Raw genomic sequence first — 15,566 nt, 5'->3', positions numbered from 1 at the left:
GCCGGGCGTGACAACTCCATGAACTCCGCGGGTCAGGCGAGCAGATCCGGGATCTCCTGCGTGGCGTACCACAGCAGTTCGTGGTCCTCCGCGCCGTCCACGACGAACTGCGCGTCGTCGTCCCCGCCGTCGGCCGCGGGCAGCGCCGCGATCGCCGCCTCCACGTCCGGCGCGGCGTCGGCGTCGTCCACATGGACCGAGGCGACCAGCCGCATCGAGATCGGCTCCAGCACCCGCACGCGGGCGCGCTCCTCAAGATCGGCGCCTGCCTTGACGGTCTCGTCGGGCACCTCGGCCGCGATCACGACGCGCCGGGCCGCCACCTCGACGCCGTCCTTGCGGTCGGCGGCCAGCATGCGCAGGGAGGCCCGGGCGGCCTCGGTCAGCGCGACGTATTCCAGCTCCTCGGTGTCACCCGAGACGTACCACTCGATCAACGCGGGAGTGACCGCGAAGCCGGTCAGCGGGGCCGGGCCCAGCTCCCCCGCGGCGACGACGCGCGCCAGCGCGGTGATCGTGGACGGCAGATAGACGCGCATGCGTTCCTCGACTCGGTCTCTGATTCAAGCTACAGACGGGCGGCGGCGCCGGGCTCGCGGAAAGACAGGCCGAACAGGCGCTCCATCTCGGTGATGGTCGCCGCGGGCTCGCTGTGGTGGACGCCGACCAGGCCGATCGAGCGTGCCGCCAGGATGTTCGCCTCGATGTCGTCGACGAACACGCACTGCGTCGGCTCGAGCCCCAGCAGGCCGAGCGCATGCCGGAAGATCCGTTCCTCGGGCTTGCGCATGCCGACCTCTCCCGAGATGACGACCGCGTCGAAGAGGACCTCCCAGCCCTCACGGGAGTAGTGGTCACCCCAGGAGTTGGACACCAGGCAGGTGCCGAGCCCGGCCACGCGAGCCTGGCGGAGCATCTCGTTCATCTCCTCGACCGGCCGGAACCCGGCGAACATCCGGGTGAGCAGGCCGTCGGCCTCCGGCGGGCCGCCGTCGAGGGTCACCAGCCGGGCCGCCAGGGCGCGCTCGAACTCCAGGACCGGGATCTCGCCCCGTTCGAGCGCGTGGATCGGGTTCTCCCCGTCCGGCTCGACGCCGGCCCGGTACGCCTGGGCGACCAGCGCGCGCATGACCTCCCGGTAGTGCCGGGGGTCGATCCGGTCCGCCTCGATCCACTCCGCGATCGACTCGGCCAGGCTCGTGGTCAGAACCCCGCCCCAGTCGATCAGCACACCCTTGAGCACCGCGCCTCCCACCCGACGTGCCTCCAAATATAGGCCGTCCGCCGTACGGGACCCCGGCGCCGGTCCGGGTGGTCAGTCGGGCCGCTCGAACGGCTTGAGCAACCCGCCGAACCACTCGTCGATGGTGTCCGGGTCGAACGACTCGCCGGGCGCCATCTCCCGCAGCGCGTCACTCACCAACTGACGGCTCTGCCGTTCCGCGTCCTGCTGCGCCCGGCGCAGGGCCAGCAGGAGTTCCTCGGCCAGCGTCCGGCTGGGCAGGCGCATGGCACGAGGCTCGATGACGACCTCCCGCACCTGCCCGTACGCCGTCGTGACCGCCTGGATCCGGCCGTCGGCCGCCCGGCCGTGGCCGGTGACGGCCTCGATCTCGCGCTGCCCGTCCTCCAGCCATGCCTCGATCCGTACGGCCCGCTCCGCGTCCTGCTCCAGGTCGTCGGCCCGGTCCGCGGAGTGCGGACCGAAGCCGTCCGCTCCCGCGTCCAGCTCCTGGGCGAGCTGGTCGAACCGATAACGCACGAACGTCTCGTCCAGCGGGGCCGCCAGCCCGGTCACCCTGGTCCGGGCGGCGGCGACGAGCTTGTCCGTCCGCTCCTTCGCGGCGTCCTGGGCGGCTTGGATCGCCTTCGTCACCTCCGCGCTCAAGGCGGCCGCGTCGAGCCGCATGACCCGCGGGTCAAGGGTGATCGCGGTGACCTGTCCCCTGCCGTCGGCCCTGGCCCTCACCAGGCCGTCGGCGCCCTCCCCTTCGCCGGTGACCTGCCGGATCCCGGCCTGGACGTCCGCGAGGCCGCGCATGACGTCCTCGGCCTGGCGAATCATCTGCTCCAGCAGCTCCAGGTCGCTGCCACCCGGAAACGACAGGGACAAGTGTTCCTCCGCAAAAAGGACAAAAGGTGTTTACTGTGCAATTCACCCAACCGTAATTCGCCGGTCATGCTAACGTGCCGCGCATGTACGGGGAACTTGGCATCGAATACAGCGGGGTGGACAGGGCCGCCTCTCGCCTGACGGAGCACGGCGACGAGTTCGTAACCGCCCTTCAGTATCTGCGTGAGCGTGCGGGCGCCGCCTCGTGGGGCGACGACGGCCTGTTCGGCGCCTTCGTGGCCGCGTACAACCGCTGCGCCCTGACGGCCGTCGAGGCGTACGCGCACCTCGGCGGGACGGTGGGCGGCACGGGAGACGCGCTCGCGGTCGCGCGCCGGCGGGTGTCGGACGCCGAGGGCGACGCGGGCCGCCAGATCGCGCAGGCGCACGACGAACCGGGTGCGGCATGGGCTTGATGCCGCCGGACTGGGCACAGCCGGTCGCGAGCCTGGTGAACTTCCCGAAGATCGACGAGGCCGACATCCGCACGGAAATCCGCCCATGGCAGGTCGTGCAGGCCGGCGCCGCCTCCGGGGGGACCGGCGCGGAGGACGAGGTCAGGCGGCTGCCAGGCGTGTACCAGGGCGTGTCCGCCGACGCCATGGGGAACAACTGGAACAAGACCGGCACCACGGAACACCTCCGCGCGGCCGTCCGGGCCGCCGCGTACGCGCCGGCGGTGCTCGAAGGCACGGCCAGCGCGGTGACCGCCACGAAGGTGGCCGTCATCACGCAGGCCGTCGCGGGCGCGACCAGGCTGGCCTCGATCCTCGTCGCGGGCGGTCCGTTCGCCGCGGCCTCGGCCACGGCCGGGCTGCTCGCCACCCGGTACGCCATGCGGAAGATCCTCCGGGAGGCCGAGGAGGGCGGTGCCCGGGTTCTCGCCCCGGCCGTCACGCGGCACGTCACCGAACCCCTGGAACGCATCCTGAAGAACACCCGCGGCCCATTCGGCGGCGGTCCGTCCCTGGCGGGAGCGGGCGGCCCTCATGTTCCCCTGCGGGGCGCGCCCGTGCGGACGGCAGGTGAGACGGGGCCGCGCGGGGGCGTCAAGCTGGACATGGGGAGGAGCCGCAAGCCCTATTCCAGGCAGACCGGCCCCCAGCTGTCCTCGGCGGAGCAGGCCGCGCTGGACGCGAAGAAGGCCGGTCAGCCATACGACAGGAAGGCCGCCAGAGCGGCCGAGCAGAAGGTGAAGACGGGTGAGAAGCTCGACGGTGAGCGCAACGCGCAGAAGCGCGGCACCCAGTCGAACCAGTCCGGCCAGTCAGGCCAGTCCGGCCAGGGCACCGGGAGCCAGCAGCAAGGCCAGCAGAACCAGAGCAATCAGGGCAAGAAGAAGAAGCGCTTCTGGTAGGGACTTTCGTGACAAAGCCGATTACCAATCAAATGCACCACTTCACCCAGAACAACCCGGAAGGGATTGGACAGGACAGCGTGCCGGCGCTGCTCCGCCGCGTCGCGACCACGATCGAGGAGCTGGGCCAGGTCGAGGTGTACGACCTGATCATGCACAACGAGATCACCGACGAAGGCGCCAACTGGCCGTCGATAACGGTGTACTTCGACTACGCCCACACCGGCGAGCCGGCAGAGGACGAGCCCGGACAGGACGCGCCCGCCATCACCTGACGGCGGCGAAGACGCGCTCCGCGACCTTGCGATGCGCGGCGGACTTCAGCGCGCCGGGGTCGGTGCGGATCGGGCCGAAGACGCCGCGCTTCTCCTTCAGCCGCAGGATCCGCAGCACCGACTCGTCGATCCTACGCTCGGTGATCCGGCCCGACTTCACCGCGTCGAGGACGGCGTCGTACGCCTTGGGCAGGTTCGGCGGCATGAGGAGTATGTCGGCCCCGGCGAGCACGGCCCGCACGGCGACCTCGGCGTCGCCGTACTTCTTCCGCACCCCGGCCATGTCGAGCGCGTCGGTGCTGATCACGCCGTCGAAGCCGAGTTCCTCGCGGAGCAGGCCGGTGAGGATGCGGTGAGACAGCGTCGCGGGGTCGCCCGAGGGGTCGAGCTTCGGCATCACCACGTGCGCCGACATGATCGCGTCCACGTCGTGCGCGATCGCCGCGCGGAACGGCGGCGCGTCCAGCTTCCGCCACTGCGTCTTCGAGTGTGTGATGACGGGCAGGCCCGTGTGGCTGTCGACCGAGGTGTCCCCGTGGCCGGGGAAGTGCTTGGCGACGGAGGCTACGCCCGCCGCGTGGAAGCCGTCGACGGCCGCCCCGACCATCTCGGCCACCTTCCCGGGGTCGGAGCCGTACGCGCGGGGCCCGATCACGGGGTTGCGGGGGTTGATGTTGACGTCGGCGACCGGCGCGAAGTCGAGCGAGATGCCGAGGTCGCGCAGTTCCTCGCCGGTCGCCCTGGCGACGTCGCGCGCGTTCGCCGTCTTGCCGGTCTCCCCGATCTCCGACGCGCCTGGGAACTTGGTGACGAGAGACTTGAGCCGGGAGACGAGGCCGTTCTCCTGGTCCACGCCGATCATGAGCGGCGCCTCGCCGGACCTGGCGGCCGCCTCGCGGAGGCCGGTGGTGAGCGCGGCCACCTGACTCGCGCCGGAGACGTTGCCCGCCCAGTCGAACAGGATGACCCCGCCGGGGCGGAACTTCTCCACCACCTGCGCCGGCGTCGCCACGCCGTACCGTGCCTCGTTCTCCTTGCTCGCCGCCCCGGCCTTCTGGCCCCACACCACGATGGTGAAGAGTTGCGCGACCTTGTCGCGCAGGCTCATCGCCGCGAGCGTCCGCTCGGCCTGACCGCCGGAGGGCCGGGCCGACGGTGACAGGGACGGCGACACGGACGGCGACAGGGCCGGCGAGGGGGACGGCGGGGACACGGACCCCGGCGCGGACGCGCGCGGCGAGGGCGCCGGGCTCGCCGCGCCGACGCCGGACGAGCATCCGGTCACGAGGAGGGCGGCGAGCATGACGACACCGTGTCTGATTCGTGGCACGTTCTTTACCGTAGCCGTGCCTGGCCGTGACCGGGCCCGGAACCCGGTCACGGCCGGTCAGAGCGCGAGTGCGTCCAGGCCGGGAAGCTCCGCTCGGGCGGCGGCCTTGGCGGCCCGCGCCGAGGTGGCCGAGCGCGCCGCGGCGGCGGCCGCGCGGCACTGCTCGAGCGTGTGCCGCGACAGGGCGGCGCGCACCCAGGGCAGCGCGGGGGCGCCCATGGACAGCGAGGTGACCCCCATGCCGACGAGCACGCAGGCGAGCACCGGATCGGCCGCGGCCTCGCCGCAGACTCCGCAGCCCTTGCCCGCCGCGGAGGCGGCCGAGGCGGCCATCGCGATCAGGTCGAGCACGGCCGGATGCCACGGGTCCTGCAGCCCGGCGACGGCGCTGACCTGGCGGTCGGCCGCGAGCGCGTACTGCGTGAGGTCGTTGGTCCCGATCGAGAAGAAGTCGACGGCCCGGATGAGGTCCGCCGCCCGCAGCGCCGCCGACGGCACCTCGATCATGATGCCCGCGCCGTCGAGCCCCGCCGTACGGCAGGCCTCGGCGAACCACTCCGCCTCCTCGACGGTGGCCACCATCGGTGCCATGACCTGGACCTTGGCCGAGACGCCCGCAGCGGCCCGGGCCAGCGCGCCGAGCTGCGCGGCCATGATCTCCGGATACCGGCGGAACATGCGCAGGCCGCGCTCTCCGAGCGCCGGGTTCGGCTCCTCCTCCGGCGGCGGCAGGAACGCCAGAGGCTTGTCGGCGCCGGAGTCGAGCGTGCGCACCACCACGCGGCCCTCCGGGAACGCCTCGAAGACCGCCCGGTAGGCCTCCTCCTGCTCGCTTCCCGACGGCGCGGTCTCGCGGTCGAGGAAGAGGAACTCGGTGCGGTAGAGGCCGACGCCCTCGGCGCCGTTGGCCAGCGCGCTCTCCAGGTCGCGGGGGCCGCCGATGTTGGCGAGCAGGGGAACGGGGTGGCCGTCGGCGGTCGCGCCGGGGCCGGTGGCCGCCGACAGCACCGCCCGCCGCGCCTCCTCGGCGCCGCGCGCCTCGGCCACGCGGGCCGGGTCCGGCGTGAGCAGCACCTGCCCGGACGCGCCGTCGACCAGCACGGGGGTGCCGGGGGCGATCGCGGTCGCGCCGGCGCAGCCGACGACGGCGGGCACGCCCATCGAGCGGGCGAGGATCGCCGTGTGGCTGGTCGGCCCGCCCTGCTCGGTGACGAACGCGGCGACCACGTCCTTCGACAGCAGCGCGGTGTCGGCCGGCGCGAGGTCCTTGGCGATGAGCACGAACGGCTCGGCGGCGCTGGCCGGCACGCCCGGCATGGGCAGGCCGGTGAGCACGGCGATCACCCGGTCGCGGATGTCGTCGAGGTCCGCCACGCGCTCGGCCAGGTAGCCACCGGCCGCCGCGAGCAGGTCCCGATACTTGCCGAAGGCGTCGAAGACGGCGCGCGGGGCGGCCACGCCCCGGTCGATGAGCTCGCCGACCTCCATGGCCAGGCTCGGGTCGCGGGCCATCAACGCCTGCGCGCCGAGCACCTCCTGGGCCTCGCCGCCCGCCCTCGCGCCCCTCGCCTCCAGGTCGGCGGCCACCTCCTCGACCGCCCGCTCGGCGCGGGCCCGTTCGGCGGCGGCGTCGCCGTCGTGGCGCGCCTCCTTGTCGGGCTCGGGGATCTCCCCCGCGAGCACATGGGCCGGGCCGTACCCGGCGCCGGGGCTGACCCCGGTGCCGGCCAGCGACGTGCCGGCCGGCGACCGCGCGCCGTTGTCGTCCCCCGCCGTCGTCCCCGTCTTCTCCTGCCCGTCCACTGGCGTCAGGAGGCCGAGGCGATCTGGGCGAGCTCGTCGAGCAGCTCTTCGGCGCCCTCGCCCTCCGCGCTGATGACGATCGACTCTCCCTGTCGTACGTCGAGCGCCAGAACCGACAGGATGCTCTTCGCGCTCACCGGCGAACCGCCCGCCTTCGCGATGGTGACGTCGAAGGGCACCTTCGCCGCGGTCTGCACGAACGTCGCCGCAGGGCGCGCGTGCAGCCCCACCTCGGACGCGACGCTGACTGTGCGTTCGGCCACGTTTCCTCCTCCTGCAGCGGTGGTCTAGACCGCCGGTAGTTCCGTCAAAGGCCAGTCAATACCCGACATATCGGGTATTACCAGATCCGCGTGCGAGAGTTCATCCGGATGATGAGTGGTGGCCACCGCAACGCAGGTCATACCCGCGGCCCGAGCCGCCGCTATCCCGGCGAGCGAGTCCTCGAACACCACGCATTTGGCCGGGTCGACCGCGAGCAGGTCGGCCGCCATGAGGTAGCCGGACGGGTCGGGCTTGCCCATGGTCACGTCCTCGGCGGAGACGATGGTCCGTACCACCTCCACGACGCCGATGTCGGTGAGCCGCTCCACGGCCCACCATCGCTGAGCCGAGGTGACCAGGGCCAGCGGAGCCCCCTGCTCCGCGACCCGGGACACCAGCTCCGCCGCCCCCGGGACCGGCACGATGCCGGGCAGGTCCGGATGGTCGTAGTAGGAGCGGATCTCCTCCATCACGACCTCCGGATCCATGCCGGGCAGCACCTCGGGGATCACATCCACCCCGCGCCGGCCCATGACACGCCGCAACAGCGTCTCGTCGTACGTGATGCCGCGGTCGTCCAGGAACATCCGCCACAGGGCACGGCTGCGGACCTCGGTGTTGACCAGGGTGCCGTCGAGATCGAAGAGCGCGGCCTCCATCACCTCGGCATCACGACCACTCGAACAGCGGGTCACCCGCGTCCACGCCGCCCGCGGCGATCTCGCCGACCGAGCCCGCCACGGCGTCGAGCGCCACCACGGGGCAGACCGGCGAGCGCCCGCCGGCCTCGACCGTCGCGGGGTCCCAGGCCACGACGGGCTGCCCGGCGCTGACGCGGTCCCCCTCCGCCGCGAGCAGGCGGAAGCCCTCGCCCTTGAGTTGCACGGTGTCGATGCCGAGATGCACCAGCACGCCCCTGCCGTCGTCCCCCACCACGACGTACGCGTGCGGGTGCAGCTTCACGATCGTGCCGTCGATCGGGGCCAGGGCCTCGACGGGCCGCCTGAGGGGGTCGATCGCGGTTCCCGGGCCGACCATCGCCTGCGAGAACACCGGGTCCGGCACGGCGGCCAGGCCGATGGCCGCCCCCGCGACCGGGGCGAGAACAGTCGTCAATGAAGAGCCCTTCCCTGAGATCCGGGCAGGCGTCACCACAGGTCCGCCGAGACCGGCGGACCCGCGACGATCTCCCGGGTTCAGCCGATGATGTCCTCGATGTCGCTGGCGATGGTGTCGGCCTCGGGGCCCACCACGACCTGGACGACGTTGCCCGCCGCCATCACTCCGTGGGCGCCGGCCGCCCTGAGCGCGGCCTGGTCCACCTTCGAGGCGTCGTGCACCTCGGTGCGCAGCCGGGTGATGCACGGCTCCACTTCGATGATGTTGTCGGCGCCACCGAGCCCGGCGATGATCGCCTCGGCGTCTGCAGCCATGGGGGTCCTCCTGCTGTTCGGCCGGTCTGTCGTTCAGTCGGTCTGCGTGACCTTCTTCAGACCGCGGGGGGAATCGGGGTCGATACCGAGCCTGCGCGCGAGCGCCTCGGTGAGCAACTGCCCGGGGACGATGAGTCCCAGCGGAGCCACCCACTCGGGCAGGTCCGGACCGTTCAGGGCGGCGGTCGAGGCGGAGGCGAGCCGTTCGCCGCCCCCGACGCCGAAGGCGGCGGCGCCCGCCCCGGTGACCCGCTCGGCCAGCGCGACCGTGCCCGCCAGGGTCGGGCCCTCCCCGGCCGCCACCAGGATCGCCGGGGTCTCGGCGTCCACGACCGCGATCGGGCCGTGCAGCAGATCGGCGTACGACAGGCCCATGGCGTGCAGGTAGCACGCCTCCTTGAGCTTGAGCGCCAGCTCCAGCGCGGTCGAGAAGGCCAGGCCGCGGCCGGACACGACGACGCCGGGCTTGTCGGCCAGGCCCTCGACCACGGCGTCCAGGTCGCCGGGGTCGGAGATCAGCTTCTCCACCGCGTCCGGCACCCGGCGCAGGTCGTCGGGGTCCACGTCGGCGCCGAGGCCGATCGCGAGGACGGCCAGTGCGGCGAGCTGGGTCGTGTAGGTCTTCGTGGCCGGGACGGCCTTCTCCTCGCCGGCGAGCGTGCACAGCGCGAGGTCGGCGGCCTGGGCCAGCGGCGACTCCTCGCCGCCGTTGGTGATCGCGACGGTCTTCGCGCCGCAGTCCTTCGCCCACTGGAGGGTCTCGACGATCTCCTCCGTACGGCCGGACTGGGACAGGCCCACGGCCAGCACCCCGTCGAGGTCGAGCTTGCGGCGGTAGGTCGTGGCGACCGAGGGGGCGCCCATCGCGGCCATCCGGCCCGCCCGCGCCTCGATCAGGTAGCGGCCGTAGACCGCCGCGTTGTCCGAGGTCCCGCGGGCGACGAACAGCAGGTGGCGGGTGCCCCGCGCGACCGCCTCGACTTCGCCGGTCCTCGGAAGGAGGGCGTCCAGCGTCGCCCGAATCGCGGCGGGCTGCTCGGCGATCTCACCGCGCATCCTGGTCGTCATCGATGATCATCCTCTGCTTGGCGAGATTTGTCCGTTATCGATCCGTCGCCGGCCCATACATTGACACACATTTCCCGGCTGTGGTCTAGTCCGGACTAGACCAGTAAGAACCTTAACTTATTCGGACGATCCAGAGCGAGAGGGGAGGGATCAGTGGCCCAGATCGATCCGGCCAGCCCGGTGCCCAAGTACTTCCAACTGCGGGAAATCCTGCTCGATCTGATCGAGAACAACGAGCTGCCGATCGGCGCGGCGATCCCCTCCGAACGTGACCTGAGCCAGCGCTTCGACCTGTCCCGTATGACGGTACGGCAGGCCGTCGACCACCTGGTGTCCGAGGGCCGGTTGCACCGGGTCCCGGGCAAGGGCACGTTCGTGGCCCGCCCCAAGATCGAGCTGGCACTCCAACTCACCTCCTTCACCGACGACATGCGGGCGCGCGGCATGGAGCCCGGCTCCCGCGACCTGGACCGGCGGGTGGTCCGGGCCAGCGCCCACCTCGCACGGCAGCTCGGCATCCAGCCGGGAGACGCCGTCCACTTCATCGAGCGGCTGCGCACCGCGGACGGGGAACCGCTGAGCATCGAGCGCGCCCACATCCCGGTCGCGCTCGCACCCGATCTCGATGCCTACGACCTGACCGGACGATCCCTGTACGCCCTGCTCGAGTCGCGGTACGGGCTCGTGATGGACGCCGGGGAGCTGACCATCGACGGCGGCCTCGCCGATCCGAGCGACGCCGACCTGCTCAAACTTCCCCGCGGCGGGGCCGTGCTGCTGCTGCAGCGCCGGTCCTTCGCCGGCGGGGTATGCGCCGAACTCGGCGTCTCCACCTATCGCGCCGACCGCTACCAGCTCCGGACGCTCCTCGGAGCCCCGGCCAGAAGGCTCTGACACTCCTCCCTGTTCTCCCCCACCCCCCTGGAGGAACAACCGATGAGTTCCACCTCCGCCGACGCGGGCCTGCCCGCCGCACCCTCTAGCCAGAACGCGGTGATGACCGCGCTGTCCCGCATCGGCCGCTCGCTGATGCTCCCGATCGCGGCGCTGCCCGCCGCGGCGATCCTGCTCCGGATCGGCCAGGACGACCTCCTCGGCCGCACGGACAACGCCGCTCTCGACAAGATCGCTCATGTCATCGCCAACGCCGGCGGCGCCCTGTTCGACGCACTGCCGCTGCTGTTCGCGATCGGCGTCGCGGTCGGTTTCGCCCGGCGCGCCGACGGCTCCACCGCCCTGGCGGCCGTGGTCGGCTACCTCGTCTGGGACCGGGTCACCCACCTGATGTTCTTCGACGCCTCGGCGGACTCGGCGGTGCACAAGAAGGTGGCCCAGACGCTCGTCGGAGCGGACGGCAAGCCGGCGGAGGCGCTCAACCTGGCGTCGGCCAATCCGACCGGAGTGCTCGGCGGCATCCTCATGGGAATCGTCACAGCCATCCTGTGGCAGCGCTTCTATCGGACGAAACTACCCGCCTACCTGGCCTTCTTCGGCGGCCGCCGCTTCGTCCCGATCCTCACCGCGGTGTCCGGGCTCGTCCTCGGCGTGATCTTCGGCCTGATCTGGCAGCCGATCGGGCAGGGCCTGAGCAGCTTCGGCGACTGGCTCGCCGGCAACTCCACGATCGGCGCAGGCATCTACGGGATCGTGAACCGGGGCCTCATCCCCTTCGGCCTGCACCACTTCGTCAACTCGATCGTCTGGTTCACCGTGCCGGAGTGCACCGTCGGCGCGACCCACGCGGCGGGCGACCTGAACTGCTACTTCGCAGGCCAGGACGGCGCGGGCGCGTTCATGGCGGGCTTCTTCCCGGTCATGATGTTCGGCCTGCCGGCCGCCGCGATCGCCATGTGGCGGGCCGCGCCGCCGCACCGCCGCGCCACGGTCGGCGGCATCATGCTCTCCTCTGCCCTGATTTCCTTCTTCACCGGCATCACCGAGCCGATCGAGTTCGCGTTCATCTTCGTGGCCCCGATCCTGTTCGCGGCGCACGCGCTGCTCACCGGCATCTCGATGGCCCTGGTCGCGGCCCTCGACGGCCGGCTCGGCTTCGGGTTCTCCGCGGGCTTGATCGACGCCGGCCTCAATGCGTCCAAGGACAACACGCACAACTTCTTGCTGATCATGCTGATCGGCGTCGTCTACTTCGTCCTCTACTACGTGATCTTCAGCTTCCTCATCAAGAAGCTGAACATCATGACGCCCGGCCGCGAACCCGAGCCCGACGTGGACTCCGGGGAGAGCGCCGAGACGGCGCGTGCCCGCGCCTGACGCGTCAGGTCCCCTCTCAGGGAGCAGGGGCGCCCGGTGATCCCGGGCGCCCCTGTTGTGTTTCCCGCTATTACGGATGCCGATAATTCCCGATCAACCCATGCTCAAATCCAAGACGGCCACGCCAACCCGGAGGAATCTTCCCGGACGAACGGCGGCACAAAGGCTCGCGACTCGGCAAAGTTGGCGTTTCCCCGTATCAGGGCGGCTGACCGCAACCTCTATTAGGCGTCAGATTCACGGCGCACGAGAGCGGAGTCCCCCGATGCCCAAGCCCGTCCCCCTGCCACGGCTCGCGTCCGTCCCCCCGGCCGATCCTCCGTACGACGAGCGTGACGGCGGCGGCCACGTCACGCGTCCCGGCACGTACGGCGCGCTCGCCCTGGCCCCGGTCCCGCGTCGTACGGGCACGCCCACGGACGAGCGCCGCCTGCGGGGGCTCGGCCAGGCGCTCGCGGAGATCCTGGCGGGCCGCAGACCGCCGGAGACCGTCCAGGACCGGCTGACCGAGCGGGCCTATCGCGAACTGGTCCGGGCCGGGAAGATGATCGACACCGAGCGGCCGCCGCTGACGGGCCTTCCCCATGTGCAGCGACCCCGTGACGGGGTGATCGAGATGTGCCTGCTCGTCCACTGCGGTCCACGCAGCCGCGTGCTCGCCGTACGGCTGGAGCGGCGGGGCGTGCAGTGGCTGGTCACCGAGTTCGAGACCGCGTGATACGCGAAGGACCCCGCCGGGGCCTGGCCCGGCGGGGTCCTTCTCGGGTCACGTCACGCCTGCTGGTTGCGCGGGTCGCCGTGGCAGCGCTTGTACTTCTTGCCCGAGCCGCAGGGGCAGGGCGCGTTGCGCTCGGTGTCGCCGTACGCGGCGCGCTGCTCGGGGGTCGACCGCACCCGGCTGACCTCCACGTCGCCGCTCTCGCCCGGCGCGGTATAGACCATCTCCGTCGGCCGCGACGGCTGCCGCAGCGCCCGGGCGATGATCGAGCCGGTCTCGGAGAGCGCCGTGTCCTCCTCGGCGTTCTCCTCGACGATCGGGTTGGCCTGCACCTCGACCTCGAGGTTGAACAGGTAGCCGACCGACTCCTCCTTGATGCCGTCGAGCATCGCCGAGAACATCTCGTAGCCCTCGCGCTGGTACTCGATCAGCGGGTCCTTCTGGGCATAGGCACGCATGCCGATGCCCTCCTGGAGGTAGTCCATCTCGTAGAGGTGCTCGCGCCACTTGCGGTCGAGCACCGAGAGGATGACCCGGCGCTCAAGCTCGCGCACCGCCTCGGAACCGAGCTGCTCCTCGCGGCGGTCGTAGGCCGCGAACGCGTCCTCCTTGACCTTCTCGGCGATGAGCTCCGCCGTCAGCTCCTCCCGGTCGCCGCCGGCCTGCTCGATGAGCTCGTCGACCGTGAAGGAGATCGGGTAGAGCTGGCCGAACGCCTTCCACAGCTTCTCGAGGTCCCACTCCTCGGCGAAGCCCTCGGCGGTGGCGCCCTTGACGTAGTCGTCGACGACGTCGCCGACGAAGCCGCGCACCTGCTCGTGCAGGTCGGCGCCCTCCAGCACCCGCCGCCGCTCGGCGTAGATCACCGTGCGCTGGCGGTTCATCACCTCGTCGTACTTCAGGACGTTCTTGCGGATCTCGAAGTTCTGCTGCTCGACCTGGTGCTGCGCGGAGGCGATGGCCTTGGAGACCATGCCCGACTCGATCGGCACGTCGTCCGGGATGTTGAGCCGCGTCATGATCATCTCGACCCTGGCCGAGTTGAACAGCCGCATGAGGTCGTCCTCGAGCGAGAGGTAGAAGCGCGACTCGCCGGGGTCGCCCTGACGGCCGGAACGGCCGCGGAGCTGGTTGTCGATGCGCCGCGACTCGTGCCGCTCGGTGCCCAGCACGTAGAGCCCGCCGAGCTCGGTGACCTCCTCGTGCTCGGCCTTGACGGCCTCCTTGGCCTTCTCGAGCGCCTCGGGATAGGCCTTCTCGTACTCCTCCGGAGTCTCGGACGGCGACAGGCCGCGCTGGTGAAGCTCCAGGTCGGCGCGGAACTCGGGGTTGCCGCCGAGCATGATGTCGGTGCCTCGACCGGCCATGTTGGTCGCCACGGTGACGGCGCCCTTCCGGCCCGCCTCGGCGACGATCGCGGCCTCACGGGCGTGGTTCTTCGCGTTCAGCACCTCGTGCGGCACGCCCTGACGCTTGAGCATCCGCGACAGCTTCTCGGACTTCTCGACGCTGGTGGTGCCGACGAGGACCGGCTGGCCCTTCTCGTAGCGCGCCTTGATGTCCTCGACGCACGCCTGGAACTTGGCGTCCTCGGTCTTGTAGACGACGTCGGGCTGGTCCTTGCGGATCATCGGCCGGTTCGTCGGGATCGGGACGACGCCCAGCTTGTACGTCTGGTGGAACTCGTTGGCCTCGGTGGCGGCCGTACCGGTCATGCCGGCGAGCTTCTCGTAGAGGCGGAAGTAGTTCTGCAGCGTGATCGTGGCGAGAGTCTGGTTCTCGTCCTTGATCTTCACGCCTTCCTTGGCCTCGATGGCCTGGTGCATGCCCTCGTTGTAACGACGGCCGTGCAGGACGCGCCCGGTGAACTCGTCGACGATCAGGACCTCGCCGTCGACGACGATGTAGTCCTTGTCCTTCTTGAACAGTTCCTTGGCCTTGAGGGCGTTGTTGAGGAACTGCACGAGGTGGGTGTGCTCGGGCTTGTAGAGGTTGTCGATGCCGAGCCAGTCCTCGACCTTCTCCACGCCCGCCTCGAGGATGCCGACGGTGCGCTTCTTCTCGTCGACGACGTAGTCGCCGGTGCTCTCCTCGCCGTCCTTGCCCTCGGTGCCGCGCCGCAGCCTCGGCACGATCTTGGCGAACTCCTGGTACCACTTGCCCGACTGCTCGCCAGGACCGGAGATGATGAGCGGAGTCCTGGCCTCGTCGATCAGGATCGAGTCGACCTCGTCCACGATGGCGAAGTTGTGGCCGCGCTGGACGCACTCCTCGATCGACCACGCCATGTTGTCGCGGAGGTAGTCGAAGCCGAACTCGTTGTTCGTGCCGTACGTGATGTCGGCGTTGTACTGCTTGCGGCGCTCCTCCGGCGACATGTTGGCCAGGATGACCCCGACCTCCAGGCCGAGGAAGCGGTGGACGCGTCCCATGGTCTCGGCGTCGCGCTTGGCCAGGTAGTCGTTGACCGTGACGACGTGGACGCCCTTGCCGGAGATCGCGTTGAGGTAGGCGGGAAGCGTACAGGTGAGCGTCTTGCCCTCACCGGTGCGCATCTCGGAGATGTTGCCCATGTGCAGGTTGGCGCCACCCATGAGCTGCACGTCGAAGTGGCGCTGCCCGAGGACCCTGCGGGCGGCCTCGCGGACGGTCGCGAACGCTTCCGGCAGCAGGTCGTCGAGGGACTCACCCTCGGCGTGACGCTGCTTGTACTCGGCGGTCAGCGCGCGGAGCTCGGCGTCGGACAGGCTCTTGAAGTCCTCTTCGATGGAGTTGACCTGCTCGGCGATGCGCTTGAGCTTCCGCAGAGTCTTGCCTTCGCCGGCGCGAAGGATCTTGTCGAGAATGGCTGGCACTTTTAGTAAAGCTCCTCGCAGGTCTACCCCGGCCGATCACCGGGGTGTGAGGACGAGACATACTTCCCCGCTAGCCATC

The 15,566-nt window shown here is 70.8% G+C and carries 17 protein-coding genes; 6 read left to right on the top strand and 11 right to left on the bottom strand.

What is annotated here, in order from left to right:
* Positions 1-32: 32 nt before the first annotated feature.
* From IL992_RS07405 to IL992_RS07395, 3 genes are all read right to left on the bottom strand, one after another.
* Positions 33-539: a DUF6912 family protein gene (locus IL992_RS07405; RefSeq protein ID WP_193202547.1), complete on the bottom strand. Its 507-nt coding sequence runs from the start codon at positions 537-539 to the stop codon at positions 33-35.
* Positions 540-568: 29 nt separating this feature from the next.
* Positions 569-1,243, bottom strand: coding sequence for an HAD family hydrolase (locus IL992_RS07400; protein ID WP_193202546.1), 675 nt, complete (start codon positions 1,241-1,243; stop codon positions 569-571).
* A 72-nt stretch (positions 1,244-1,315) separates the two neighbouring features.
* Positions 1,316-2,113, bottom strand: a complete 798-nt coding sequence (locus IL992_RS07395) for a YbaB/EbfC family nucleoid-associated protein (protein WP_193202545.1) — start codon at positions 2,111-2,113, stop codon at positions 1,316-1,318.
* A gap of 83 nt (positions 2,114-2,196) precedes the next feature.
* On the opposite strand from IL992_RS07395, the gene IL992_RS07390 reads away from it, so the two are divergent.
* Genes IL992_RS07390 through IL992_RS07380 form a run of 3 tightly spaced genes read left to right on the top strand, consistent with a single transcriptional unit; the run spans position 2,197 to position 3,745 of the window.
* Complete coding sequence (locus tag IL992_RS07390) at positions 2,197-2,529, top strand: hypothetical protein (protein ID WP_193202544.1); 333 nt, start codon at positions 2,197-2,199, stop codon at positions 2,527-2,529.
* Positions 2,520-3,470 carry a hypothetical protein gene (locus IL992_RS07385; RefSeq protein ID WP_193202543.1) on the top strand — a complete coding sequence of 317 codons (951 nt, stop codon included), beginning with the start codon at positions 2,520-2,522 and terminating at the stop codon, positions 3,468-3,470. Before IL992_RS07390 ends, IL992_RS07385 begins: the two co-directional genes overlap by 10 nt.
* Positions 3,471-3,478: 8 nt before the next feature.
* On the top strand, positions 3,479-3,745 hold the full coding sequence (locus IL992_RS07380; RefSeq protein WP_193202697.1) for a hypothetical protein: 267 nt from the start codon (positions 3,479-3,481) through the stop codon (positions 3,743-3,745).
* On the opposite strand, the gene IL992_RS07375 is transcribed toward IL992_RS07380, so the two are convergent.
* The 7 genes from IL992_RS07375 to IL992_RS07345 all read right to left on the bottom strand — a co-directional run bounded on the left by IL992_RS07375 (position 3,738) and on the right by IL992_RS07345 (position 9,643).
* Complete coding sequence (locus IL992_RS07375) at positions 3,738-5,075, bottom strand: glycoside hydrolase family 3 protein (RefSeq protein ID WP_319018403.1); 1,338 nt, start codon at positions 5,073-5,075, stop codon at positions 3,738-3,740. The two genes, IL992_RS07380 and IL992_RS07375, sit on opposite strands and share 8 nt — an antisense overlap.
* 57 nt (positions 5,076-5,132) lie before the next feature.
* Complete coding sequence (gene ptsP / locus IL992_RS07370; RefSeq protein WP_193202682.1) at positions 5,133-6,806, bottom strand: phosphoenolpyruvate--protein phosphotransferase; 1,674 nt, start codon at positions 6,804-6,806, stop codon at positions 5,133-5,135.
* Positions 6,807-6,883: 77 nt separating this feature from the next.
* Positions 6,884-7,141 carry an HPr family phosphocarrier protein gene (locus tag IL992_RS07365; RefSeq protein WP_079313265.1) on the bottom strand — a complete coding sequence of 86 codons (258 nt, stop codon included), beginning with the start codon at positions 7,139-7,141 and terminating at the stop codon, positions 6,884-6,886.
* Between the two features lie 24 nt (positions 7,142-7,165).
* The gene (locus IL992_RS07360) at positions 7,166-7,801 is read right to left on the bottom strand and encodes an HAD family hydrolase (protein ID WP_193202542.1); all 636 of its coding nucleotides are present in this window, start codon (positions 7,799-7,801) and stop codon (positions 7,166-7,168) included.
* A gap of 10 nt (positions 7,802-7,811) precedes the next feature.
* Entirely contained in the window at positions 7,812-8,258 is a 447-nt protein-coding gene (locus tag IL992_RS07355; RefSeq protein WP_193202541.1) for a PTS sugar transporter subunit IIA, read from the bottom strand.
* 80 nt (positions 8,259-8,338) lie between these two features.
* Positions 8,339-8,575, bottom strand: a complete 237-nt coding sequence (locus tag IL992_RS07350) for a glucose PTS transporter subunit EIIB (protein WP_079313268.1) — start codon at positions 8,573-8,575, stop codon at positions 8,339-8,341.
* A gap of 33 nt (positions 8,576-8,608) precedes the next feature.
* A complete protein-coding gene (locus IL992_RS07345) occupies positions 8,609-9,643 on the bottom strand; it encodes an SIS domain-containing protein (protein ID WP_193202540.1) in 1,035 nt (344 codons plus the stop codon).
* 153 nt (positions 9,644-9,796) lie between these two features.
* Between IL992_RS07345 and IL992_RS07340 the strand changes: the two genes are divergently transcribed.
* From IL992_RS07340 to IL992_RS07330, 3 genes are all read left to right on the top strand, one after another.
* Entirely contained in the window at positions 9,797-10,537 is a 741-nt protein-coding gene (locus tag IL992_RS07340; protein WP_193202539.1) for a GntR family transcriptional regulator, read from the top strand.
* Positions 10,538-10,579: 42 nt separating this feature from the next.
* Positions 10,580-11,914 carry a PTS transporter subunit EIIC gene (locus tag IL992_RS07335; RefSeq protein ID WP_193202538.1) on the top strand — a complete coding sequence of 445 codons (1,335 nt, stop codon included), beginning with the start codon at positions 10,580-10,582 and terminating at the stop codon, positions 11,912-11,914.
* Between the two features lie 265 nt (positions 11,915-12,179).
* On the top strand, positions 12,180-12,632 hold the full coding sequence (locus IL992_RS07330) for an Rv3235 family protein (protein WP_193202537.1): 453 nt from the start codon (positions 12,180-12,182) through the stop codon (positions 12,630-12,632).
* A 53-nt stretch (positions 12,633-12,685) separates the two neighbouring features.
* On the opposite strand, the gene secA is transcribed toward IL992_RS07330, so the two are convergent.
* Positions 12,686-15,487 (bottom strand): preprotein translocase subunit SecA, encoded by a 2,802-nt coding sequence (gene secA / locus IL992_RS07325; protein WP_193202536.1) that lies wholly within the window; start codon positions 15,485-15,487, stop codon positions 12,686-12,688.
* Positions 15,488-15,566 lie beyond the last annotated feature (79 nt).

The sequence above is a fragment of the Microbispora sitophila genome (genome assembly GCF_014892245.1).
In the GTDB taxonomy this organism is placed as follows: domain Bacteria; phylum Actinomycetota; class Actinomycetes; order Streptosporangiales; family Streptosporangiaceae; genus Microbispora; species Microbispora siamensis.
Note: the sequence above shows the minus strand (reverse complement) of the source record. Positions and strands in the feature narration are given on the sequence as shown.